This window comes from Roseibium sp. HPY-6 (assembly GCF_040530035.1).
In the GTDB taxonomy this organism is placed as follows: domain Bacteria; phylum Pseudomonadota; class Alphaproteobacteria; order Rhizobiales; family Stappiaceae; genus Roseibium.
In genome coordinates, this window is sequence record NZ_JBEWCD010000003.1 from 517,616 (window position 1) to 540,308 (window position 22,693).

General features: G+C 55.5%; 21 protein-coding genes. 6 read left to right on the top strand and 15 right to left on the bottom strand.

Annotation, left to right across the window (positions count from 1 at the left end):
- Window positions 1–15 precede the first annotated feature (15 nt).
- Window positions 16–1,953: an acetate--CoA ligase gene (gene acs, locus ABVF61_RS28445; RefSeq protein WP_353996986.1), complete on the top strand. Its 1,938-nt coding sequence runs from the start codon at window positions 16–18 to the stop codon at window positions 1,951–1,953.
- 61 nt (window positions 1,954–2,014) lie between these two features.
- Here acs and ABVF61_RS28450 read toward each other — a convergent pair whose 3' ends face one another.
- From ABVF61_RS28450 to rplS, 4 genes are all read right to left on the bottom strand, one after another.
- Entirely contained in the window at window positions 2,015–3,376 is a 1,362-nt protein-coding gene (locus ABVF61_RS28450) for a TadE/TadG family type IV pilus assembly protein (protein ID WP_353996987.1), read from the bottom strand.
- Window positions 3,377–3,541: 165 nt separating this feature from the next.
- Window positions 3,542–4,099, bottom strand: a complete 558-nt coding sequence (locus ABVF61_RS28455) for an HNH endonuclease (RefSeq protein WP_353996988.1) — start codon at window positions 4,097–4,099, stop codon at window positions 3,542–3,544.
- 298 nt (window positions 4,100–4,397) lie between these two features.
- Window positions 4,398–5,810: a 3-isopropylmalate dehydratase large subunit gene (gene leuC / locus ABVF61_RS28460; RefSeq protein ID WP_353996989.1), complete on the bottom strand. Its 1,413-nt coding sequence runs from the start codon at window positions 5,808–5,810 to the stop codon at window positions 4,398–4,400.
- A gap of 246 nt (window positions 5,811–6,056) precedes the next feature.
- The gene (rplS, locus tag ABVF61_RS28465; RefSeq protein ID WP_299477645.1) at window positions 6,057–6,527 is read right to left on the bottom strand and encodes a 50S ribosomal protein L19; all 471 of its coding nucleotides are present in this window, start codon (window positions 6,525–6,527) and stop codon (window positions 6,057–6,059) included.
- Window positions 6,528–7,089: 562 nt separating this feature from the next.
- Here rplS and ABVF61_RS28470 point away from each other — a divergent pair.
- Window positions 7,090–8,235, top strand: a complete 1,146-nt coding sequence (locus ABVF61_RS28470) for a helix-turn-helix transcriptional regulator (protein WP_353996990.1) — start codon at window positions 7,090–7,092, stop codon at window positions 8,233–8,235.
- On the opposite strand, the gene trmD is transcribed toward ABVF61_RS28470, so the two are convergent.
- Window positions 8,232–8,942: a tRNA (guanosine(37)-N1)-methyltransferase TrmD gene (trmD, locus tag ABVF61_RS28475; protein WP_353996991.1), complete on the bottom strand. Its 711-nt coding sequence runs from the start codon at window positions 8,940–8,942 to the stop codon at window positions 8,232–8,234. The genes ABVF61_RS28470 and trmD overlap by 4 nt on opposite strands.
- A gap of 123 nt (window positions 8,943–9,065) precedes the next feature.
- Between trmD and ABVF61_RS28480 the strand changes: the two genes are divergently transcribed.
- On the top strand, window positions 9,066–9,587 hold the full coding sequence (locus tag ABVF61_RS28480; RefSeq protein WP_353996992.1) for a VanZ family protein: 522 nt from the start codon (window positions 9,066–9,068) through the stop codon (window positions 9,585–9,587).
- Here ABVF61_RS28480 and rimM read toward each other — a convergent pair.
- The 10 genes from rimM to ABVF61_RS28530 form a co-directional block, all read right to left on the bottom strand.
- Window positions 9,533–10,090 (bottom strand): ribosome maturation factor RimM, encoded by a 558-nt coding sequence (gene rimM / locus ABVF61_RS28485; RefSeq protein ID WP_353996993.1) that lies wholly within the window; start codon window positions 10,088–10,090, stop codon window positions 9,533–9,535. The two genes, ABVF61_RS28480 and rimM, sit on opposite strands and share 55 nt — an antisense overlap.
- 48 nt (window positions 10,091–10,138) lie before the next feature.
- Window positions 10,139–10,540 (bottom strand): 30S ribosomal protein S16, encoded by a 402-nt coding sequence (gene rpsP, locus ABVF61_RS28490; RefSeq protein WP_299477633.1) that lies wholly within the window; start codon window positions 10,538–10,540, stop codon window positions 10,139–10,141.
- Between the two features lie 18 nt (window positions 10,541–10,558).
- Window positions 10,559–10,882, bottom strand: coding sequence for a chorismate mutase (locus ABVF61_RS28495; protein ID WP_353996994.1), 324 nt, complete (start codon window positions 10,880–10,882; stop codon window positions 10,559–10,561).
- Entirely contained in the window at window positions 10,879–12,417 is a 1,539-nt protein-coding gene (gene ffh, locus ABVF61_RS28500) for a signal recognition particle protein (RefSeq protein ID WP_353996995.1), read from the bottom strand. Before ffh ends, ABVF61_RS28495 begins: the two co-directional genes overlap by 4 nt.
- Before the next feature lie 268 nt (window positions 12,418–12,685).
- Window positions 12,686–13,558: an isocitrate lyase/PEP mutase family protein gene (locus tag ABVF61_RS28505; RefSeq protein ID WP_353996996.1), complete on the bottom strand. Its 873-nt coding sequence runs from the start codon at window positions 13,556–13,558 to the stop codon at window positions 12,686–12,688.
- Between the two features lie 20 nt (window positions 13,559–13,578).
- Entirely contained in the window at window positions 13,579–14,853 is a 1,275-nt protein-coding gene (locus tag ABVF61_RS28510; protein WP_353996997.1) for a TRAP transporter large permease, read from the bottom strand.
- Window positions 14,850–15,344, bottom strand: a complete 495-nt coding sequence (locus ABVF61_RS28515) for a TRAP transporter small permease (RefSeq protein ID WP_353996998.1) — start codon at window positions 15,342–15,344, stop codon at window positions 14,850–14,852. The genes ABVF61_RS28510 and ABVF61_RS28515 overlap by 4 nt, the downstream gene beginning before the upstream one ends.
- 98 nt (window positions 15,345–15,442) lie before the next feature.
- Window positions 15,443–16,435 carry a TRAP transporter substrate-binding protein gene (locus ABVF61_RS28520; RefSeq protein WP_353996999.1) on the bottom strand — a complete coding sequence of 331 codons (993 nt, stop codon included), beginning with the start codon at window positions 16,433–16,435 and terminating at the stop codon, window positions 15,443–15,445.
- Window positions 16,436–16,723: 288 nt separating this feature from the next.
- A complete protein-coding gene (locus ABVF61_RS28525; RefSeq protein ID WP_299477611.1) occupies window positions 16,724–16,954 on the bottom strand; it encodes a hypothetical protein in 231 nt (76 codons plus the stop codon).
- A 438-nt stretch (window positions 16,955–17,392) separates the two neighbouring features.
- Window positions 17,393–18,064, bottom strand: coding sequence for a YggS family pyridoxal phosphate-dependent enzyme (locus ABVF61_RS28530; protein ID WP_353997000.1), 672 nt, complete (start codon window positions 18,062–18,064; stop codon window positions 17,393–17,395).
- A 290-nt stretch (window positions 18,065–18,354) separates the two neighbouring features.
- On the opposite strand from ABVF61_RS28530, the gene leuS reads away from it, so the two are divergent.
- Genes leuS through holA form a run of 3 tightly spaced genes read left to right on the top strand, consistent with a single transcriptional unit; the run spans window position 18,355 to window position 22,606 of the window.
- A complete protein-coding gene (leuS, locus tag ABVF61_RS28535) occupies window positions 18,355–20,976 on the top strand; it encodes a leucine--tRNA ligase (RefSeq protein ID WP_353997001.1) in 2,622 nt (873 codons plus the stop codon).
- Window positions 20,963–21,541, top strand: coding sequence for a hypothetical protein (locus ABVF61_RS28540; RefSeq protein ID WP_353997002.1), 579 nt, complete (start codon window positions 20,963–20,965; stop codon window positions 21,539–21,541). The genes leuS and ABVF61_RS28540 overlap by 14 nt, the downstream gene beginning before the upstream one ends.
- Before the next feature lie 24 nt (window positions 21,542–21,565).
- On the top strand, window positions 21,566–22,606 hold the full coding sequence (gene holA / locus ABVF61_RS28545; protein ID WP_353997003.1) for a DNA polymerase III subunit delta: 1,041 nt from the start codon (window positions 21,566–21,568) through the stop codon (window positions 22,604–22,606).
- Window positions 22,607–22,693: the final 87 nt, after the last annotated feature.

Below are 22,693 nucleotides of genomic sequence, written 5' to 3' on the forward strand. Positions count from 1 at the left end.
TCGGGAGGTTTTCAAATGTCTGAGTCTGTTTTCCCCGTTCCCGCGGATGTCGCCGCGCATGCGCATGTCGATAACGCAAAGTACCTGGAAATGTACCAGCGTTCCGTCGATGACCCGGATGCGTTCTGGGGCGAACACGGTAAACGCCTCGACTGGATCAAGCCTTACAGCAAGGTCAAGAACACCTCCTACGATTACCACAATGTCTCGATCAAATGGTTTGAGGACGGAACGCTTAACGTTTCTGCCAATTGCGTGGACCGGCACCTGGAAAAACGCGGCGACCAGCCGGCGATCATCTGGGAAGGGGACGACCCGAGCGAACACAAGATCATCACCTACAAAGAGCTCTCGAAAGAGGTGAACCGGTTCGCGAATGTCCTTCACGGGCAGGGCGTCAAGAAGGGCGACCGCGTCACGATCTATCTGCCGATGATCCCGGAAGCCGCTTACGCAATGTTGGCGTGCGCGCGGATCGGTGCAGTTCATTCCATTGTTTTTGGCGGATTTTCTCCCGACAGCCTCGCCCAGCGCATTGAGGATTGCAAATCCGATTGCGTGATCACTGCAGATGAAGGATTGCGTGGCGGCCGTAAAGTTCCGCTGAAGGCAAATGTCGACAGGGCTGCGGAAAAAGCGCCGGTGAACAGCGTCATCGTCGTCAAGCGCACCGGCGGCGAAATTGCGATGCAGGACGGACGCGATGTCTGGTATCACGAAGAGGCTGACCGCGTATCCGACCAGTGCGACCCTGCCGAGATGAATGCCGAAGACCCGCTCTTCATTTTGTATACGTCCGGTTCAACTGGCAAACCGAAAGGTGTCATGCACACCACCGGCGGCTATCTCGTCTATGCCTCGATGACCCATGAATATGTCTTCGACTATCACGAGGGCGATATCTATTGGTGCACCGCGGATGTCGGCTGGGTGACAGGTCACAGCTACATTGTCTATGGCCCGCTCGCCAACGGTGCGACGACACTTATGTTCGAAGGTGTTCCGACCTATCCGGGCCCTGGCCGGTTCTGGGAAGTTTGCGACAAGCACAATGTCAACATCTTCTATACGGCACCGACCGCCATTCGTGCTCTGATGGGGGCAGGCGACGAACACGTGACTGCCGCATCCAGAAAGTCATTGCGACTGCTCGGTTCGGTCGGCGAGCCGATAAACCCGGAAGCCTGGACGTGGTACTACAACGTCGTCGGAGAAAAACGCTGTCCGATCGTGGACACCTGGTGGCAAACGGAAACAGGCGGCATTCTCATAACGCCTTTGCCTGGCGCAACCGAGCTGAAACCGGGTTCAGCGACACGGCCGTTCTTTGGCATTCAGCCAGCCGTTGTCGATGCGGAAGGCAAGTTCCTGGAAGGCGCGACCGAAGGCAACCTTGTCATCAAGGACAGCTGGCCTGGCCAAATGCGCACGGTCTATGGCGACCACGAGCGGTTCGTGCAGACCTATTTCGCGACCTACAAGGGTCTGTATTTCACCGGCGATGGCTGCCGGCGCGATGAAGACGGTTATTACTGGATCACCGGCCGCGTCGATGACGTGATAAACGTTTCCGGGCACCGCATGGGTACGGCAGAGGTTGAAAGCGCCCTTGTGGCCCATCCGCAGGTTTCCGAGGCCGCCGTCGTCGGATATCCGCACGACATCAAGGGGCAGGGTATCTATGCCTATGTGACCCTGATGGAAGGCGAGGAACCGACCGATGATCTGAAGAAAGAACTGGTCAAACACGTGCGCGCGGAAATCGGTCCGATTGCCTCGCCGGACCTGATCCAGTTCGCGCCCGGCCTGCCGAAAACACGTTCCGGCAAGATCATGCGCCGGATTTTGCGCAAGATCGCCGAGGACAGCTTTGAAAGCCTGGGCGATACCTCAACACTTGCAGACCCGACTGTGGTCGATGACCTGATCGACAACCGGCAGAACCGGGCCTGATCCCGACCCAAAACGAAAAAGCCCGCCTTTCGGCGGGCTTTCTTGCGTCTGTAGTCGGTGCTTACTGCGACAGGTAAACTTGCTGGATCTTTTTGGCGATGTTCGAAAACGCAGCAATGAGGTCATCCGAGGACGTTGCGACATAGTACTTGCCCGTGTCGGCGCATTCTTCCATGACCCTGGCCTGGCTCGAGCTTGTCGCGGTCCCGAAATAGACCGTGTAGATCGTGATGCCCGCAGTTTTCATGGCGCTGCAAAGTGAAAGAGCGCGCTGCGAAGGCTGACCCGAATACCCGCCCTGTGGCTTTTCGACCCAATAATCATTGGTTCCACTCAGGCATGTGCCCTTGTAGTCCCTTCCGTTGACCTCGTAGTCTTCACACTCATCAAAGGTCATCGTTTCTTTGTCGTAATACGTGTTGAATGCACCGTCGGTCATGATTAGCGCGAATTTCAAGACTTCCGTATTGGAATATTCCGCCGGCTGCGATTCCGCTGGCCAGAGATCTTTCCAGTTGGGAGAAAGCGTATACCAGCCAATGCCGATGCCGGTTTGCGCGGCCGTATAACCTTCCGTTTCAAGATTTTCGATCGCTGTTATCAGCGTGTCGCGGTCGTCGGTCAGCGGCTGCAGAACGGAGTCCGAGCAATCCTGACTGCGGTAAGTGCCGGATCCGTCGCCGGCAGGCTCGACCGTGTAGCTCGCGTCGGTGAACTGCTCGTCACCTGAACGTTCGGTCACACAGCGCGTGCTGACGCCATTCGTGGCAGCGGATGCATAACTGTCCATATTGACGCCGACGCTGTAGGGAACGAGTGAAATCTTGACCTTGCTTTCCGTAGAACTGTCCGGAATGAGAATATTGATCACCGATTCCGATGCATCCTTGAGGTCGTTCAGCGCCCAGCCCATGGATCCGGTCACATCAACCACCATTGCCATTTCGACGTCGAAGCGGGAATAGGTCACCTGCGAATTCGTACCGAATGTGAAGGCTTCGGGACCGAACGCGGTCTTGCCGTAGCCGCCGAAATCGATGAACAGGTTGTTCATCGTGGCCGTCGAACTCACCGTGATCAAGCCATTGTCGGAATCGACGGAAAACGCGAGATTTTCGATTGCTTCGTCCAGGAACTCGGCATCAGAAAGGTTCGCGTTGAAGGAATCCGTGATGACTTCCTTGATCTCATCGTTGGTCAATGCCTGGGTCGACAGATCGGTCGCGGCAGCAAGCGCTGCTGCGTCGAGCGCATAGGAGAGTTTTTCGCGCGCGTTGACGACCCTTGAAACATCCACTGCAGCTCCGGCCATCACAATGATGATGATCAGCATGATGCCGAAAAGCGGGATAACCGCTGCATCTCGGTCGCCTCGGAAACGCAGTGCCAGGTTCTGGATGATTTGAATACGTTGTTTCTTCATGACTGCCTCACAGCTCTCAAGAGACAGTTATTACAGAAAAGTACCTAAATTCTTAAATGAACCTTTTAAAAGAAGTAAAAGAAGTCTTAACGCGCATAAATAATACATGCATGAAGCCGATCTGTTGCTTCAAGTCTGCGAGTCACGACGCTGGTGAAATTGGTGTTACGGCTCGAGCTCCGTATCCCAATAAAGAAAGTCCATCCAGCTTTCATGCAGGTAGTTGGGTGGAAACCCGCGACCGTTGTTATGCAGATCCTGGATGGTTGGCTGAAACGGCATGTGCATGGGCCACATGTTCAGCTGCTCGCAGGACTTGTTTGATTTGCGCAGATTGCAGGGAGAGCAGGCTGTGATGACATTGTCCCATGTGGTCAGGCCACCTTTTGAGCGCGGGACGAGATGATCGAAGGTCAGTTCAGACCTGGAGCCGCAATATTGGCACTGAAATTTGTCGCGAAGGAAGACATTGAAGCGGGTGAAGGCGGGGTATCGGCTGGGTTTTACAAAGGTCTTGAGCGAGACAACGCTCGGCAATCGGAACTCGAAGCTCGGACTTCGGACCGCCGCATCATACTCGGCAACAATGTTCACCCTGTCCAGAAACACTGCCTTGATCGTGTCCTGCCACGACCACAAGGACAATGGGTAGTAACTCAAGGGCCGATAATCCGCATTGAGCACTAACGCCGGATGGGCTCCAGGCGAAACCGCTATCGTCACCTTCCGCTCCTCACACCTTCTCGGATTGTCCGTCGTCCGGTCAATTGGACAGCGGAACATGTCCTTTTGTGACGGGAGTATTGTAGTGCCGAGGTGACAGTCTTGTGAAGCCCGTCAAATTCATTTCTGAAGGAGGGTGTTGAAAGGTGTTTTTTGGCAATGCATTTTTCGTAAATCTATGAATCGTTTGCCGAATATCCAAACCGGCGGCGTCGCTGTGACGGATTTGTGATCAAAACGAAAAAGGGCGCCAGCGGCGCCCTCGATTTTCAGTGCGTATCTGAAGTCGGAAACCGAATCAATTCACGGTCCATTCGCGAATGTCGACAAAATGTCCGGCTATCGCAGCTGCCGCGGCCATCGCCGGCGACACAAGATGCGTCCGGCCCTTATGTCCCTGACGACCCTCGAAATTCCGGTTTGAAGTCGAGGCACAGCGCTCCCCCGGCTTCAGTTTGTCGGCATTCATGGCCAGGCACATGGAACAGCCCGGTTCGCGCCAGTCGAAACCCGCTTCCTTGAAGATCAGGTCAAGACCTTCTTCTTCGGCCTGTTCCTTCACCAGCCCCGATCCGGGAACCACCATGGCATCGACATGCGACGCCACTTTGTGGTTTCCAATTACGGCGGCAGCAGCACGCAGGTCTTCGATACGTCCGTTGGTGCAGGATCCGATGAACGCTCGATCGATCTTTATATCGGTGATTTTCGTGCCGGGTTCCAATCCCATGTAGTCCAGAGCGCGCTTTTTTGAATCGCGGCGGTTCTCGTCTTCGATCTCATCGGGATCGGGCACAAATCCTTCAACGGAAACGACGTCTTCCGGGGAGGATCCCCAGGAGACGATTGGCGGGAGATTTGCCGCGTCGAGTTCCACCACCTTGTCGAAATAGGCATCGGCATCCGAATGCAGCGTGCGCCAGTAGGCCATCGCCATGTCCCATGCTTCACCTTTTGGCGCCTTGGGCCGGTCTTTCACATATTCAAAGGTAGTCTCGTCCGGCGCGATCAGACCGGCGCGTGCACCGGCCTCGATCGACATGTTGCACACCGTCATCCGTCCTTCCATGGACAGAGACCGGATCGCATCACCGGCATATTCAATGACGTATCCCGTGCCGCCCGCTGTTCCGATCTTTCCGATGATCGCAAGCACAATGTCCTTTGCGGTCACGCCGTCCGGCACGTTGCCGTTGACCTTGACTAGCATGTTCTTGGCTTTTTTCTGGATCAGGGTTTGGGTCGCCAGAACATGCTCCACCTCGGACGTTCCAATACCGTGGGCCAGGGAACCGAACGCTCCATGGGTGGATGTGTGGCTGTCACCGCAGACGATCGTCATGCCAGGCAATGTGAAACCCTGTTCCGGGCCGACGATGTGAACAACGCCCTGGCGCATGTCGAGTTCAGAATAATATTCGACACCGAATTCGGCGGCGTTTTTCGCGAGAGTTTCAACCTGCAGGGCTGATTCCGGATCGTCGATGCCGTGGCGCCTGTCGGTTGTCGGAACGTTGTGATCCACGACGGCAAGCGTTTTTTCCGGGCTGCGAACCTTGCGGCTATGCATCCGAAGACCTTCAAAAGCCTGCGGGCTCGTAACCTCGTGGACGAGATGCCGATCGATATAGAGCAGGCCGGTGCCGTCCGGCTGCATATCGACGACGTGGTCGTCCCAGATTTTGTCGTAAAGCGTGCGCGCCTTCGCCATGGGTCTCTCCTCGTTTTCCGCCGGATCTGCTGCGCCTAGCGTCCTTGCGCGCTCCTCCGGGTCATTCTTTTGGGTTTTTAAAGCCGAAAAGCAGTGCCTTTGAATTCAGGCTAGTGAATGACGCAGCTCCGCCAAAACGTCAAGTATTGGGGGGTTGAGCTGAATTCAACTGACCTTGATTGCCTGCTTGGACCAAAAAAGGCGGCCACACGGACCGCCCTCAGGAACTTCGGCTGTTCGGCCGGCTTATTCAGCTGCGCTCTCGGCAGCTTCCTGCTCAGCCTTTTTGGCTTCGGCCTTCGCAGCCTTGACAGCAATAGCTTCAGCCCGCGCTTCTTCGTTGAGGCGCTTGGAGCGAACATTGGTGTTCTCGGAAATACGGGCGGACTTACCGCGGCGGTCGCGCAGGTAGTAAAGTTTCGCACGACGGACTTTACCGCGGCGGACTACTTCAACGCCTTCCAGCATCGGGGAGTAAATCGGGAAGACACGCTCGACGCCTTCACCGTAAGAAATCTTGCGAACCGTGAAGCTCTCGTTGATGCCGCCGCCGGAACGGGCGATGCAGACACCTTCGTAAGCCTGTGTACGGGTACGGTTACCTTCGGTGACTTTCACGTTCACGCGGACAGTGTCACCCGGCGAAAACTCAGGAAGCTTGCGCTTTTCCTCGATTTTCGCCATTTCCTCAGCATTCAGCTGCTCGATAATGTTCATGGCATTTTTCCCTTTTCAATTACAAAGAGGCCAGAGCGTTTCCCGCCGACGGGAGACGTATTCGCCTTCTTTGGGCCATGGTGCATATCAGCTGGTCTCATCGGACGTCGGGTCAGTTGGGCCCGCCGATGACCGGATCTGGACACATCAGACCCGCTTTCATCCAGCTTCCGCGGGCGTATACCGCATAAACCCGTGTTTGTCATGCGGTTTTTGAGACCTGGAATGCAGCCGCCAGTTAATTAGCTTCGCGCATTGAGGGATGGTGTTGAAAACCGCACAATATCCGACCAAAAGTGCAATAGTTTTTCAAACAAATACATGGTTAGTTTTAACAACAAAAGCAGCGGCACAAGTGCCGCTGCTGATGCTTAGCATTGCCTAAAGTAATTCTTTCCCTACTTCTTCAGATTTTTACAACCTTAGAAGCATTTTTAGTTGCAATATACCGCTTATAGCACATTTTAAAAAAAATGTCACGCCGTCATTTACGGTATTTATAAAATTAAAATTATTGATTACGGTAAAGTCTTGTCTCGTTGACTAGAGGAAGCGCTATGTGATGAAGGACCACTCCAGTTTACTGCACAAACTCTATAGCGCTGCTTTGCTGGATGGTGGACTTACTAGTGTGCTTTCTGATCTTGCAACCATTTATCCGGATCTGCCTATCTCGTATCAGGCCCAGTGCGTATACGAAAACAGCGTTTATGACTGCGCCATGTATAATCACGGAGAGGGTGCAGAGTTTCGGCTCAGCAAGGCGATCTCGGCCAATCCCTTCCCGCCAATTGCTTTGAGGTGCGACACCACCGACGTTGCGTTCACAGGCGACTTCATTTCAACGGCTGACGTTGAAATGACGGACTTTTATCACGAGTTTCTGAAGGACCATGGCGAAATCAATCGTGCCTTCGGGATCATCCTGCATCGGCATGGCGAAGATTCCGCCTTTGTCGCGGCGAACCTGCCAAGGTCAATGAAACAACGCGAAGAGCAACACGTACGGGATCTGTTCGGTTTTCTGCGGCCACATCTGCAAAGTGCGTTTGGATTGCTTCTTGAAGTTACCAAGCGGGAGACGGTTCCGGCAAATCCGGAATTCTGGCTCAACACGATACCGACAACGGCTCTGCTGGTGACCCCGGATCGCAAGGTAACCTATTTGAACGAGCAGGCTGACCGCGTGCTTCACGAAAGTGAGCTGCTTTACATAGACCGCATGGTCAGATTGAGCGCGCGCAAAACAGAAAATCAGACCGCACTCCAGGACGCGCTCGACAAAGCCGCAAAAACATCGTTACCAGTGGGACCGACCCCCTTGTCCGGCAAAAACCGTGGCGGGCCTTTCTTCTTCGTGCTGCCCATCCAACACAAGGATCAGATCCATCCGGGTTTAGCGCCGTTCCTGACGCCCAGTTTACCGCTGCTTGTGACGATATTCGATCCTTCCGAAGCACCTAAGCCGTCCAGCAGGATCCTGTCCGCCGCATTCGGACTGACTGACCGGGAATGCCTTGTCGTCCAACAGCTTATTCTCGGCTCTTCGTTGAAGGAAGCGGCGGAAATTCTGCAGATTTCCTACAACACGGCAAGGAACCATCTGGCGAGCGCAACATCGAAAACCGGCGCCCGCTCACAGTCGGACATCGTACGGCGCGGGACGCAAATCCTGGCAAAGCTCAGCGAAAGCGGCGACCAGAATTAATCCACATCGTCCTCGTCAGCCATATAAGCGTCCCAAAGATCCGGTCGGCGCTCACGGGTCAGACGTTCCGCCTCAGCCATGCGCCAGTCATGAATTCTCTGGTGGTTGCCGGACGTTAGAACCTCCGGAATCAACATTCCTTCGAAGTCCGCCGGACGGGTGTAATGCGGATGTTCCAGCAATCCGGTTTCAAAGCTTTCCGTCTCTGCGCTTTCCATGTTGCCCATGACACCTGGAAGCAGGCGGATGATGGCATCGAGCATTGTGATCGCCGCGATTTCACCACCCGAGAGGATGTAGTCTCCAACCGAAACCTCCTCCAGATCCCTGGAGTCTATTACCCTCTGGTCGACGCCTTCAAAACGGCCACAGACAATGATCGCACCAGGCCCGGACGCAAGCTCATGCGCGAGCGACTGGGTAAACGGACGTCCGCGTGGGCTCATGAGAAACCGCGGTCTTGGATCGTCAGCGGGCGCCGTTGCGTCGATGGCCTTCGCGAGTATGTCGGCGCGAAGCACCATACCGGCACCCCCGCCGGCCGGCGTATCATCGACGCTTCGGTGCTTGTCCCTCGCAAAGTCGCGAATTTGGCTCGTTTCCAGCTGCCACAGCCCTTTTTCCATTGCCCGCCCTGACAGGCTCTGGCCGAGTGGACCGGGAAACATGTCCGGGTAAAGCGTGAGGATGGTGGCGCTGAAGGGCATAAAGACAGTGTTAACCCTGTGAACTGAAAGTGCCGTCTTTCAACCGAAGACTAACGGCTTGGAAAGAACTGATTAAGGCCCCCCGTTCATGCTGGCAAGAGTGTTTCAATCAGGTCTATTCCCGTGTTTCAGATCCCAGTTCTGCGTTTCAAGCTACCAGCGATCATCCAAAAACGTGTCGATCAGCACTATCTGGACATTTCCCTTAGCCGGATCTTGCCGCTCGTTGCACTGATGACATTCGGCATTCTGGTCGGGTTGGTCTTCGAGACCGGGGTCGGGCATCCCTATGACAAGGTCATCCACATCGGCTTCTTCGCCTTGCTGACATTGTCCATACACGCGCTTTTTTGCTGCCGGCTCCGGATCTCGGCAGTGGTAGCCTTCGGCATGGGAATGGCCGGGGAACTCGCGCAGGGTTTTCTGCCGCATCACGCAATGTCATTGCCTGATCTCGTGGCAAACGGAATCGGTGTTGCACTCGTCGTTGCGCTCATCGCGCTCCTGCGCGCCGAGGTCACTCAGGCTGTTAAGGACCCGGAGGAAGATCTGAACCTTGGGCGCATGGGATTGCAGCCGGTACCGATCCGCTACTTGTCGGGGGAAGCCGCTTCGGATTCGTCAGAGCCCTCTTCGGAAAAATAGTCTTCGGGCAATTGCGCTCTTACATAACCGTCTGAGAGCGAGATTTCTGGCACGAAAGCCTTCGTGAACGGAATGTAGAAGGTACGTCCGCGTTTCGGACGGATCTCCAACAGATCTCCGGCGCCAAAGTCCTGAACGGCCACGATTTTCCCAAGTTGCGTGTCATCATGATCGAGCACGCTCAGACCATTTAGGTCCGAATAGTAGAATTCGTCCTCTTCGGGATCGGGCAGTTGCGCGCGCTCAACGTAGAGTTCGACACCGTTCAGTTCTTCTGCCTGATTGCGGTCTTTCACCTCTTTGAACTTGGTGATGACGACCGTCTTCTGAACCCGTGCTTTTTCGACCTCAAAGGTTCTGGAACCGATCTTGTCGGTCAGAATTCCGTAATCGGCGAAGGAAAGCGGGTCTTCCCCAAAAGGTTTGACCCGCACTTCCCCGCGAATGCCGTGCGCAGCACCGATTTTTGCCATCAGGACTTTCTGATCGTCCGGCGAGCTCATGTCAGCAGCACTCTTTCCAGCAAATCGGCATCGCTTCCGGTTTGAGGCTTATTCAGCAGCAGCTTCTTCGGCAGCACCTTCGTTTGCTGCTTCAGTGGCAGCCGCGGCTGCTTCTTCTTCAGCCTGGCGCTTGGCTTCGAGACGCTCTTTGGCTTTTGCGCCGAGTTCAGCCTTTTTCGGATTGTTGCGCGGCTCGCGCTTCAAAAGGCCGGCAGCATCCAGGAAACGGTGAACGCGATCGGTCGGCTTGGCGCCGTTGCCGAGCCAGTATTGAATGCGCTCGACGTCCAGCTTGACGCGGTCTTCGGAATCTTTCGGGAGCATCGGATCGTAGCTTCCGACTTTCTCGATGAAGCGGCCGTCACGCGGTGAACGGATGTCGGCAATAACAATGCGGTAGTAAGGACGTTTCTTGGAACCGCCACGTGCCAGGCGAATTTTCGTAGCCATTTTTAATTCTCCAGTTCTTCAGTTGCCGGCTTCCGCGGCAATGGCTTCATGGTGCCGGATAACTTCGCGAACGATGAAGTTCAGAAATTTCTCGGCAAAGTCAGGATCGAGATTGGCGTCGGCAGCCAGCCGCCGCAGCCGTTCGATCTGAATTTTCTCGCGCGCCGGATCAGCCGGCGGCAGGTCGTTGGTCGCTTTCAAGACACCCACTTTCTGGGTGCACTTGAATCTCTCGGCGAGCATGTTGATGAGCGCGGCGTCGATGTTGTCGATGGAGGACCGCAAGGCCTTCAGCTCCAGCAACGCCTCGCTCTGGCCCAACTGAACTTCGGCCTCGCTCATCGTTTTTTACCTTTCCCCATGCCCGGCAGACCGGGAAGTTTCGGTCCGCCGAGGCCGGGAAGACCCGGGGGCAAACCGGCACCGCCCATACCGCCGGGCATGCCAGGGGGTAACCCCTTCGGCAGGTCCATTCCGCCCGGCAGCTGGCCGGACTTGGCCATCTCTTCCAGCTGTTTCGGATCAACATCGGGCATCCCGCCGCCGAGGCCGCCCATCAGCTTGCCCAGCATGCCTTTGCCCTTGCCCATCTTTTTCATCATGTCCGCCATCTGGCGGTGCATTTTGAGGAGCTTGTTGACTTCCGCAACCTGGACTCCGGATCCCGCAGCAATCCGCTTTTTGCGGCTCGCCTTGAGCACGTCCGGTTTCTGCCGCTCCTTCGGCGTCATCGACTGAATGATGGCGATCTGCCGCTTGAACATCTTGTCATCGACATTCGCGGCTTCCATCTGCTTTTTCATTTTGCCGACGCCCGGCAACATGCCCATCATTCCGGACATGCCTCCGAGTTTTTCCATCTGTTTCAGCTGTTCGGCCAGATCTTCCAGGTCGAAATGACCCTTCTGCATCTTCTTGGCCATTTTTGCAGCCTGTTCCGCATCGATGGCTTCCGCCGCCTTCTCGACCAGGGAAACAATGTCCCCCATTCCAAGAATCCGGTCGGCGATCCGTTTCGGATGAAAATCCTCGAGCGCATCGGATTTTTCACCGGTACCGATCAGTTTCACCGGCTTGCCGGTCACCGCCTGCATGGACAAGGCTGCGCCACCACGGCCGTCACCGTCCATTCGGGTCAGCACGATGCCGCTGATGCCGACGCGCTCATCGAAGCTTTGAGCCAGATTGACCGCATCCTGACCGGTAAGTGAATCGGCAACCAGCAGGATTTCATGCGGTTGCGCCGCGGACTTCACCTCCGCCATCTCGATCATCAGCGGTTCGTCGATATGAATCCGGCCTGCCGTATCAAGAAGAACAACGTCGAACCCACCGAGCTTGGCGGCCGACATCGCCCGATTTGCAATCTCGACTGGTCCCTGCCCCTCGATAATCGGCAGCGTGTCGATCTCGTTCTGCTCACCGAGAATCTTGAGCTGCTCCTGGGCGGCGGGCCGGCGCGTGTCGAGCGACGCCATCAGAACCTTGAGCTTGTCGCGCTGTGTGAAGCGCCGCGCAATCTTGGCGGTGGTTGTGGTTTTACCCGAGCCTTGCAGACCGACCATCATGATCGCAACAGGTGCCGGCGCGTTCAGATCGATCGGCTGACCTTCGGCCCCGAGCATTTCCACGAGCTGATCGTGAACAATCTTCACGACCATCTGGCCCGGCGTGACGGACTTGACCACTTCCGCACCCACCGCCCGGTTACGCACCTTGTCGGTGAAGGAGCGAACAATCGGCAGGGCAACGTCAGCCTCGATCAGCGCACGGCGGATCTCGCGCAGCGCTTCATTCACGTCGTTTTCCGACAACGCACCACGACCGGTGAGCTTGTCAAAAATTCCGCTTAGTCGATCGGACAGGCTTTCAAACATAAAGAGGTCCTTAGGTCATTGCTTTCGGGAAATCTCCCGAACCATATGGGCAGCCGACTTTCGGATCCAACCGATTTGCCAAAGCAAAGCAGTTTGGCACCCGAGGGCGCATCGCGCTGTCGGGTGTTAACCTCCGGGATCTCTTTACACCTTCTCGGGTCCCGGTCGGTGGTTCGAATTGTCAGTCACTCATCTGGAGTTCGCGGGTCTATGCCTCAATGGTGTGCAGGAGTCAAGTTTCGTCTGCCTTGCCGGCCCGCCAGCAAGCTTACGATCTGCGGGAGGTTTCGTAGCGTGACGACTGTTCATAGTAGTCATTGAAGCCAATGCGGTCGCGAAGTTCGGCGAAATCCATCATGAGGGGTGTTCTGTCAGAATCCGATTTCAGTTTTGCAAGCGTTTCCATCATCGCTTTCATGGCACTCGCCATAAGAGTCAAAGGGTAGGCTGCGATTGCAAATCCCATATCTTCCAGCTCTTTGTGGGACAGTTCGGGCGTCTCGCCGCCCTCCACAATATTGGCCATCTTCGGTCCCGGCAGTTCCCGGCAGATTGTCTCCATTTCGGCAATCGTTTTCGGCGCTTCGACAAAGAGAATATCGGCACCCAACTCCTTAAAGCGTGTCGCGCGGTCGATTGCTTCGCGCAGGCCGTGTTCGTGCCGTGCATCGGTGCGCGCCAGGATCAGGATATCCGCACCGTCTTTTCTCGCATCGCTGGCAGCTCGAATACGGTCGAAAGCCTCTTCACGCGTCACCACTTCTTTCCCCGGGGTATGGCCGCATCTCTTTGGCGACAGCTGATCCTCGATCATGATCGCGGCGGCTCCGGCTTTTGCGAATCCCGAAACCGTTCTGTGCACATTCATGGCGTTGCCGTAACCCGTGTCCCCGTCGGCAATGACGGGAAAATTCACTGCCTGCGTAATGTTGCCAAGATGGTCGAGGACTTCCCCATAGGACATCAGGCCCAGATCCGGCTGACCGATCCGTGACGCCGAAATCGCAAAGCCTGACATGAAGGTCAGATCGAAATCCGCCTGTTCGATCAGTTTGGCCGAGAGCGCATCGAAACAGCACGGCATGACATGCAGTTTTTCTGCTTCAAGCAGGCTTCGGAGTTTGTCTGCCTGTGACGGCATGCTCACCTCTTTCAAAAGAGTTAGAATTTAAAGGGAATATAAAGCGCAATGTCGGTCCAAACATACAAGATCACGACTGAAAACAGCATCAGCGCCAGAAATGGCAGGACACCTCTTGAGACATCCGCGAGGCTTGATTTCGCAACGGATTGAATGACATAGAGGTTGAGGCCAACCGGCGGGGTAATCAGCGCGCATTCGACCATGATCACCATGTAGACGCCGAACCAGATAGGATCGAAACCGAGAAGCATGGCCGCCGGCAACAACACCGGTGTCATGATGAGGACCATCGAGAGCGCTTCGAACACAAGGCCCATGATCAGGAGCACCACCGAGACCACAAGGATGAAAGCCAGCGGCGTATCGATGTTCTGACCAATGAACATCGAGATTTCCTGCGGGATCCGATAGAGCGTTATTGCCTTCCCAAACACCTTGGCTCCCGCGACAATCAGAAGGATAGCCACCGTCGTCACCATGGAATCGTAGGCTGCTTCCTTCAGTCCCTGCCAGGAAAGCGTTCTGAGCACGACCCCCGTGATGACCAGCGCAACGGCAAATCCGATGGCCGCCGCTTCGGTTGGCGTAGCAACGCCGGTGTAGATCACGCCGATGACAAAAGCGGCAAGTACGACGGAGGGGAGCGCGCGCAATGAACTCCAGAAACGTTCTTCCGCGCTGGCGGCAGGTTCAGCCTGATATCCGCCCAGCCAGCGTGCATGTATCATTGCGAAGACGACGAAGAACACGACGAGCATTATGCCCGGCCCGATACCGGCCAGAAACAGCGAGATAACGGATTGTTCGGTGACAAAACCGTAGACAATCATCGGGATGGAAGGCGGGATCAGAATGCCCAGTGTCCCGCCTGCCGCCAGCAGACCGTAAACGAATTTGCGTTCATATCCCCGGTTGATCATTTCCGGAATGGCGACCGTCCCGATGGTAGCGGCAGTCGCCACTGAAGAGCCCGAGATGGCGGCGAAGATGGCGCAGGAGAGAATTGTCGCGACTGCGAGCCCACCCGGCCAATGGCCCACCCAGGCGTGAACGGCTGCAAAAAGATCTTTGCCCACGCCACCCTTCAGCAGAATGTTGGACATCAGCAGAAACAGCGGTACGGCCAGCAGGATAAAACCGTCCAGCGTGGAGAGAATGGCCTGTGGTGCCATCAGCGGTGAAAATCCGCCAAAAACGAGCATCGCGAGACCAAGGCCGCCAAGCGTGAAGGCAACCGGAACCCGGATGAGAAGGAGCGCGAAAAGCGTTGCCAGGATAAGGAGTGTCGTCATGAAGCGGCACCGCTTTCCAGATCTCCTCCCCTGACAGCTGCCGCGAGCTCGATCAGTGCCTGGGCCAGCACCAGCGTAAATCCGACTGGAATGGCAAGTTCAGCAACCCATGTGGGCAAATCGAGCATCGATCCCGTTGTTCTTCCGCGTTCGAAGGAATCGAGGAAAATTTCGCCACCCTTCCAGGCAACCAGTGCACTGAAAAGCACAATCGCGCTCATGGCGAGGATCCGGCAGATACGCTGCGCCGTTCTGCTGAGCCTGACCGTCAGCGCATCAACCGCGATATGCTGATTGGTTTTCAGGAGCCAGGGCATGCCGAACATGCTTCCCCAGATAAGGCAGAGCTGCGAAAGCTCAGCCGCCCAGATCGTCGGCGCCACAAACAGGTAGCGGGCGGTCACTTCATAGGTCAGCATGCAGCCGGCGAGAACGAACAAAATGGCCGCGGTTCCGGCAAGCGCCCGAAGCAACGCATAAAAGGCAATCATTGGTACCCAGGCAAAGGTTAGATGGTGGGATTGTTTGTTTTAAAGGCAGATACGCTCCGCATCCCAAGGATGCGAAGCGTTTTCACCTCAATGGACCGTTACAGACCTCTTGCTGCGTCCATGACCTTCTTGCCAAGGTCACCTGCTTTTTCGGCGTAAGTATCGTACACCGGCTGGCTGACGGCTCTCCACGCTTCGATTTCCTCAGCGGTTGGCTTGTAGACGGTCATTCCATTTTCCTCAGCCGCGGCATATGCGGCTGCTTCGATTTCCGACATCCGGTTCCGGACATCATCTTCCGCCTTCACCGCTGCGGCCTGGATGATCGCCTTGTGTCCGTCAGGCAGGCCTTCCCAGAAATCGGTATTCACAACGACGATGAACTCGATGTCGGCGTGATTGGTCACCGAAATTGTATCCATCACTTCCCAGAGCTTCCGGGATTTAACCCCTGAAACGCCGGTCATGCCGATGTCGACCGTACCGCGTTGATAGGCAAGATACTGTTCGGAGCCGGAAATCAACGTGGGTGCGCCTCCCGCAGAAGTCACGAAATCACCCAGTGTCTTGCCGAATACGCGCACCTTCTTGCCTTGCATGTCTGCAGGCGTTTTCAAAGGTCCGTCCTTGGACAGCATGATCGCACCGCCATAGGCCTGCCACCAGAGCACCGTCGAACCGGTGTCTTTTATCGCCTCGTCCAGAGGACCGCGGACGGGCGACCCCGGCGCGACCGCTGCGCGCACTTTCTCTTCGGTATCGAACAGAAACGGCTGGTAGAAGATATCGACCGCAGGGATGTCACCGACGTAGCGTGTCAGCGAGGCCACACCCATTTCGATCGCACCCGAACCAACGGCCGCAGGGACTTCCTTGTCCTTGTAAAGCTGGGCAGAATCATAGATCTCGACGGCAATTTCGCCACCGGACTTGCTTTCGACTTCTTCCTTGAAAAGAAGCAGATTTTGTCCAAGGTGGCTCTTCAGCGGCAACTGTAACGAGATGCGCAATGTCGTGTCGGCCGCGAACGTGGCACCTGTCGACAGACCGATCGCCACGGCAGCACCAAGTGCCCATGCAAGTGATTTCATGATTTCCTCCCAAGTATAGACGATCAGTCTTGCAAAGGAGCAATCAGCGGTCAACAAGCCAAGGTTGGTGCGAAGGGTTACGAAAACTCACCAGTCGATTGAGGTTAGTGCCGGACGGCAACAAAATACCCGGACGCGAACCGGGTGCTGTGGCGTCGAAAATCATGCTTGATGCATGTATTCCTCAAAGCAAAAAACCACCGCCGGTGTGACCGTACCGGCAGTGGTCTTTATCAGGCAACCCCACTGCAAGCGCAGCTTACGGGGGGAGGATCGCCCGAAGCCGAATTATGGCTGAACCGCTGCAAATTCAGCCGGATCGAGCAGGTTGTCCTGATTCGCATCAGCAGCCTTGAAAACGTCTTCCGACATATCCGGAACAGCAGTCGTGATCTCGTCAAAGCTCACAAAGCCGTCCTGGTTGCTGTCGATCGTCTCAAATGACATGCCTTGTGCGAGCGCTGCGGAAGAAGCAGTGAAAGCACCGATGAGAAGAGCAGCGGTAAGACGTTTAGACATAGTTAAACCTCCAAATGTTGGTTCTGGTCGGATCGCCTCGTCTCTTGGTTTGAAATAGACGAAGGAGACGTCCGCCTTGTGTTCCGTCCATCCGCCAGGCCCCTGCGACCTGCCGAACCGGAACAGGACAGACTGTGATCTGAGATCGCGACCGGCAAAGGGCTGCTCTTGGGAACCTTCGCGGCATTGTTGTGGCTATGTATCGTATTCAGCCATAGGTCAGTCATATTCATGACATCATTGAAAGTTTTCGGCATGAACACGGCTTAATTCTAGTAATATAAAGTCTATAATATTTCGAATTTAAACATAGTTTGCTCTAAACTTATTTATCAATAGAAGCGAGTGACTTGAAATAAAAGCTTCAATCCTTGAATTCTCAGGTCGATTCGCGAATAGGCTGAACCGACGTCTCGGAAACAATGCTGCCCGAAATAATCACGCCTTGTCTCTTACACCGAAAATGGCGGATCCGACCCGGACATGGGTCGCCCCAAATCCAACTGCCACTGGATAGTCGGAAGACATTCCCATCGAAAGTTGATCAAGGCCGTTGCGTTCGGCGATTTTCTGCAGCAGGGCAAAATGCTCGCCAGGTGCTTCGTCTATTGGCGGAATGCACATCAACCCAATGATATTGAGGCCGACGCCATCGCGGCATTCGGCGACAAATCCATCGACATCGGCTGGAAGAATTCCGGCCTTTTGTTGTTCTTCACCGGTGTTCACCTGTATGAAACAGGGGAGAGGACGGCTTTGTTTTTCCATTTCCGCTTTCAATGCACGGGCAATTTTCGGGCGGTCGACGGAATGAATGGCATCAAAGGTCGCCACTGCTTCCTTGGCCTTGTTGGACTGCAGTGGCCCAATCAGGTGAAGCTCAATATCATCGAATTCATTTCGTAAGCCGGGCCATTTGCCCATGGCCTCCTGCACACGGTTTTCACCGAATACGCGCTGACCGGCTTCGAGAACAGGCCGTATCTGATCAGCAGCGAATGTTTTTGAAACCGCGATCAGCCTGACCGAACCGTTGGGCCGCGCAAATTCCGCTTCCGCTGCGCGAATCTCAGCCTGAACTTCGTAAAGACAGTTTTCCGCAGACGTCATTCCTGTTCCTCTCCTGACGATGATCGCAGTGGCTGTTCGTTGTTTACGCCCTGCTGATCCGGATTCTCAAGAGGCTGTATCCGAAATGTCTCGGGTGCAATCATTGAAGAAAGGCTTTGCGGAGTTCTCAAGCGTTTCGCTTTACGAATGCGGCGATGCGAAATAAACAGTCAACCTAAGGGTCTTTCTTGTCGGACATGTTGACCCGGACCCGGATTTCTGGTGACAGTCCGGCAATCTATCATTCAGGTATTCCGCCCGTCCGGCGGCAAGAACAAACGGCACATTTGATGGCAACGGAACGGTACAACGCGCGCGAGGTTGAAGCGCGCTGGCAAAAAATCTGGAACGACAAGGACGTCTTCGTCACGCATAATGACGATCCCCGCGAAAAATACTACGTCCTGGAAATGTTCCCGTACCCGTCCGGCCGCATCCATATGGGGCACGTGCGCAACTATGCGATGGGCGATGTCGTTGCACGCTACAAACGCGCCAGGGGGTTCAACGTCCTGCATCCGATGGGCTGGGATGCCTTCGGGATGCCCGCGGAAAATGCCGCCATGCAGAACAAGGTCCATCCAAAAGACTGGACCTATGAAAACATTGCCGCGATGCGCGACCAGCTCAAGATCATGGGTCTGTCACTTGACTGGAGCCGGGAATTCGCAACCTGCGACGTTGCTTATTACACACAGCAGCAGCGCCTCTTCCTGCGTTTCCTGGAAGCCGGATTGGTTTACCGCAAGAATGCCAAGGTGAATTGGGACCCGGTGGACATGACAGTCCTGGCCAATGAGCAGGTGATCGATGGTCGCGGCTGGCGCTCGGGCGCTTTGGTCGAGCAGCGCGAGCTGACTCAATGGTTCTTCAAAATTTCCGACTATTCGGAAGACCTGCTGGAAGCGATCGACACGCTGGATCGCTGGCCGGACAAGGTCCGTCTGATGCAGAAGAACTGGATCGGCCGTTCCGAAGGTCTGCGCGTTCGTTTTGAGTTCACAACCCCTGCTCCGACAGGTGACAAGACCCTTGAGATCTTCACCACGCGTCCGGACACCCTGTTCGGTGCCTCGTTCATGGGCTTGTCACCGGATCATCCCATCTCCACAAAACTCGCGGAAACCAATCCGGAACTGAAGAGCTTTATCGACGAATGCAAACGCGTCGGAACATCCGAAGAAGCGATTGAAAAGGCGGAGAAAAAGGGTATCGATACCGGCCTGCGGGTCAACCATCCGCTGGATAGTTCCCTGGAGCTGCCGGTTTACGTCGCCAACTTCATCCTGATGGATTACGGCACCGGCGCAATTTTCGCCTGTCCGGCGCACGATCAGCGTGACCTCGACTTCGCTCGCAAGTATGGACTGCCGGTCAAGCCGGTGGTGCTGCCCAAGGACGCGGATGAGGCGACTTTCGAGATCGGCACGGAAGCCTTCACGGATGACGGCACGATTTTCAATTCAGATTTCATGAACGGGATGTCTATTCCCGACGCAAAGGAAGCGATTGCGAAAAAGCTGGAGTCCGTCACCGCCGACGGCGCGCCGCAAGGCGAGCGCCAGGTCAACTATCGTTTGCGCGACTGGGGAATTTCCCGCCAGCGCTACTGGGGTTGTCCGATCCCGGTCATTCATTGTGACGACTGTGGCGTTGTTCCGGAAAAAGATGAAAACCTGCCGGTTGAGCTGCCGGAAGATATCAATTTCGACAAGCCGGGGAACCCGCTCGACCGTCATCCGACCTGGCGCAACACGACATGTCCGAAGTGTGGGAAACCCGCGCTGCGGGAAACTGACACGATGGACACGTTCGTGGATTCCTCATGGTACTTCGCTCGCTTCACGGAACCGAACTGCGACCAGCCGACGGACCCCGAAGCAGCCAATGGCTGGTTGCCTGTGGACCAGTATATCGGTGGTATCGAGCATGCGATCCTGCATCTGCTTTATTCCCGGTTCTTTACCAGAGCCATGCAAAAGGTCGGGGCCCTCGATCTGAAGGAACCTTTCAAAGGCCTGTTCACTCAGGGCATGGTCACCCACGAGACCTATCGCATCGGCGAAGAGGCGAATGGCTCCTGGATTTCACCGGCCGAAATCAAGATTGAAGATGTTGATGGGCATCGCCGGGCGACTCTCCTTGAAACAGGAGAGGAAGTGTCCATCGGTTCCATCGAAAAGATGTCGAAATCTAAGCGGAACACCGTCGACCCGACTGACATCATCGACACCTACGGTGCCGACACGGCGCGCTGGTTCATGTTGTCGGATAGTCCACCGGAACGAGACGTGATCTGGACGGAAGACGGAGTCCAGGGCGCCTGGCGTTTTGTGCAGCGTGTCTGGCGCTTGATCGGCGACATTTCGCAAAAAAGCGAACCGCGCAGCGGCACTGTGCCGGAAACCTCGGGTAAGGCGCTCGAGCTTCGCCGTGCCAGCCACAAGACACTTGCCGCTGTCTCGAACGATCTGGAATCGTTAGGTTTCAACAGGGCGGTTGCGCGTCTTTACGAGTTGGTAAACACGATCAGCAAGACTGTCAGCGACGGTGTCGAGGACACCGCCACGGAATTTGCTGTTCGCGAGGCCGCCGATTATCTGGTTCAGATGATGGCACCCATGATGCCTCATCTTGCAGAGGAATGCTGGTCGGCGCTCGGGCACGACAATCTGATTTCGGAAGCGAAGTGGCCGACTGCTGATCCGGAACTTCTAGCTGAAGATTCAGTCGTTTATCCGATCCAAATCAATGGTAAACGGCGCGGTGAACTGGAAATCGCAAAAGAGGCTTCCAAAGAGGAGGTCGAAGCAGCTACGTTGGCCTTGGAGTTCGTCCGCAAGGCGTTGAACGGCAATGCGCCAAAGAAACTGATCGTCGTGCCGCAAAGGATCGTGAATGTCGTTGTTTAGCACCATCTTAAAAGGCGAAAACAACTTGCGGCGCTTGGCACTTTGCGGTGCCCTCGTAACGGCTGTTTTTGTGAGCGGCTGCCAGGTGCGACCGCTCTACGGCACCAGCACGACCGGCGACTTCGGCGCACAGTCTTCCCCTGTTGCCGCAGAACTGGCAGCGATCGATATCGATGATATTTCAGCTCGATTTGCGAACGCGGATTCCGCCAGGGTTCTTTACAATGAGCTGACATTCAGGCTGGAACGCGGTGCCGGGTCCCAGGAGAAAAAGTATCGTCTTGAGATTCTCGTCGATATCAACAACGCTGCGGTCGCCATCGAGCAATTCGCAGATGTGCCCTCAGCCTTTACAATCACAATGAATTCCACATTCGTCATGAGCGACATTGAGACCGATGAAACCCTGACGACCGGCAGAACCTTCCGTTCGGCTTCTTACGACTTTTCCAGCCAACGTTTTGCCAACCAGCGAGCGCTGAGAGACGCACAGGAACGGGTTGCCAAGGCAGTGGCAGACGACATTGCAACGCGCCTGGCCGGCTACTTTGCCAGCCAGTCCTGATCATCCGGCAGGAGAAATCTGCCTGTGACCCTGCTGAAAGCCGCCGAAATTGACCGCTTCGTTGCCAACCCGCCGGATCAGGGCGCTGTTGTCCTGATCTTTGGACCTGATACGGGACTGGTTTCAGAAAGAGCAACCCGGCTGGTGTCAAAGGCATCTGAAGGCAACAGCGACCCCTTCAACCTGGTCAAGATTGACGCCGCAGATATCAGCTCGGATCCGAATCGATTGATCGATGAAGTACTGACAGTCCCCCTTTTTGGCGGCCGCCGGATCATTTGGGTCAAGGATGCCAGCGGCAAGAACCTTGTCCCGGCACTTGAACCTGTGCTTAAGCTTGATGATTGGGAGACTTTCGTCGTTTTGGAAGGCGGCGACATCAAGAAAGGTGTCGGTCTGCGCAAGATCGTCGAAGGTCACAAGCGGGCTGTCGCATTGCCATGCTATACGGACAACGACCGTGGCATCGACCAGCTGATCGATGAAGAGACACGTGAAGCCGGTCTGACCATCACGCGTGAGGCGCGTGCCGCCCTGCACAGCCTTCTTGGCGGAGATAGGATGGCAAGCCGCGGCGAACTCAAGAAGCTGTGCCTTTATGCCCTCGGCAAGGGCCGGATCGACAGCGAGGACATTGAAGCAATTATCGGCGATGCTTCTGCCTTTGAGATGTCGGAACTCATCGATGCTGCTGCAACCGGCGACATCGCAACCCTCGACCACGGGCTTGAACGATTGTCCGATGCTGGATCAAAAGCATCGATCATTGCCAATCAGGCGCTGAAGCATTTTCAGAACTTGCACCGGATGCGTGTCGATGTCGACGCGGGCAAAAGCGCTCAGGGTGTGATCGACAGCCAACGCCCACCCATTTTTTTCAGCCGCAAGCCGAAATTCGCTCAACAGCTTCGAATCTGGTCCTTGAACGATCTTCAAAAGGCGATGCACATTTTGAGCGAAGCAACCCGGGTGTCCAGGCTGAATGATCCGCTGGGTGTTCCTGTCCTGTCAGAGGCCCTTCTTACTCTGGGACGCGTGGCACGCGCCCGTGCTCAGCGGCGCTGAGACTGTCAGTTTCTGAAACCACAAACGTGACGTGATCTCACTTTGAGGAAAGCACCGAACCTGGCAGGGATTGGAACGGCAAGAAGC

Excerpts from the sequence above, each read along its gene's own strand:
- acs (WP_353996986.1), top strand. The coding sequence starts at position 16 with ATGTCTGAGTCTGTTTTCCCCGTTCCCGCGGATGTCGCCGCGCATGCG.
- ABVF61_RS28450 (WP_353996987.1), bottom strand. The coding sequence starts at position 3,376 with ATGAAGAAACAACGTATTCAAATCATCCAGAACCTGGCACTGCGTTTC.
- leuC (WP_353996989.1), bottom strand. The coding sequence starts at position 5,810 with ATGGCGAAGGCGCGCACGCTTTACGACAAAATCTGGGACGACCACGTC.
- rplS (WP_299477645.1), bottom strand. The coding sequence starts at position 6,527 with ATGAACATTATCGAGCAGCTGAATGCTGAGGAAATGGCGAAAATCGAG.
- ABVF61_RS28470 (WP_353996990.1), top strand. The coding sequence starts at position 7,090 with ATGAAGGACCACTCCAGTTTACTGCACAAACTCTATAGCGCTGCTTTG.
- trmD (WP_353996991.1), bottom strand. The coding sequence starts at position 8,942 with ATGCCCTTCAGCGCCACCATCCTCACGCTTTACCCGGACATGTTTCCC.
- rimM (WP_353996993.1), bottom strand. The coding sequence starts at position 10,090 with ATGAGCTCGCCGGACGATCAGAAAGTCCTGATGGCAAAAATCGGTGCT.
- rpsP (WP_299477633.1), bottom strand. The coding sequence starts at position 10,540 with ATGGCTACGAAAATTCGCCTGGCACGTGGCGGTTCCAAGAAACGTCCT.
- ABVF61_RS28495 (WP_353996994.1), bottom strand. The coding sequence starts at position 10,882 with ATGAGCGAGGCCGAAGTTCAGTTGGGCCAGAGCGAGGCGTTGCTGGAG.
- ffh (WP_353996995.1), bottom strand. The coding sequence starts at position 12,417 with ATGTTTGAAAGCCTGTCCGATCGACTAAGCGGAATTTTTGACAAGCTC.
- ABVF61_RS28505 (WP_353996996.1), bottom strand. The coding sequence starts at position 13,558 with ATGCCGTCACAGGCAGACAAACTCCGAAGCCTGCTTGAAGCAGAAAAA.
- ABVF61_RS28510 (WP_353996997.1), bottom strand. The coding sequence starts at position 14,853 with ATGACGACACTCCTTATCCTGGCAACGCTTTTCGCGCTCCTTCTCATC.
- ABVF61_RS28515 (WP_353996998.1), bottom strand. The coding sequence starts at position 15,344 with ATGATTGCCTTTTATGCGTTGCTTCGGGCGCTTGCCGGAACCGCGGCC.
- ABVF61_RS28520 (WP_353996999.1), bottom strand. The coding sequence starts at position 16,435 with ATGAAATCACTTGCATGGGCACTTGGTGCTGCCGTGGCGATCGGTCTG.
- ABVF61_RS28525 (WP_299477611.1), bottom strand. The coding sequence starts at position 16,954 with ATGTCTAAACGTCTTACCGCTGCTCTTCTCATCGGTGCTTTCACTGCT.
- ABVF61_RS28530 (WP_353997000.1), bottom strand. The coding sequence starts at position 18,064 with ATGACGTCTGCGGAAAACTGTCTTTACGAAGTTCAGGCTGAGATTCGC.
- leuS (WP_353997001.1), top strand. The coding sequence starts at position 18,355 with ATGGCAACGGAACGGTACAACGCGCGCGAGGTTGAAGCGCGCTGGCAA.
- ABVF61_RS28540 (WP_353997002.1), top strand. The coding sequence starts at position 20,963 with ATGTCGTTGTTTAGCACCATCTTAAAAGGCGAAAACAACTTGCGGCGC.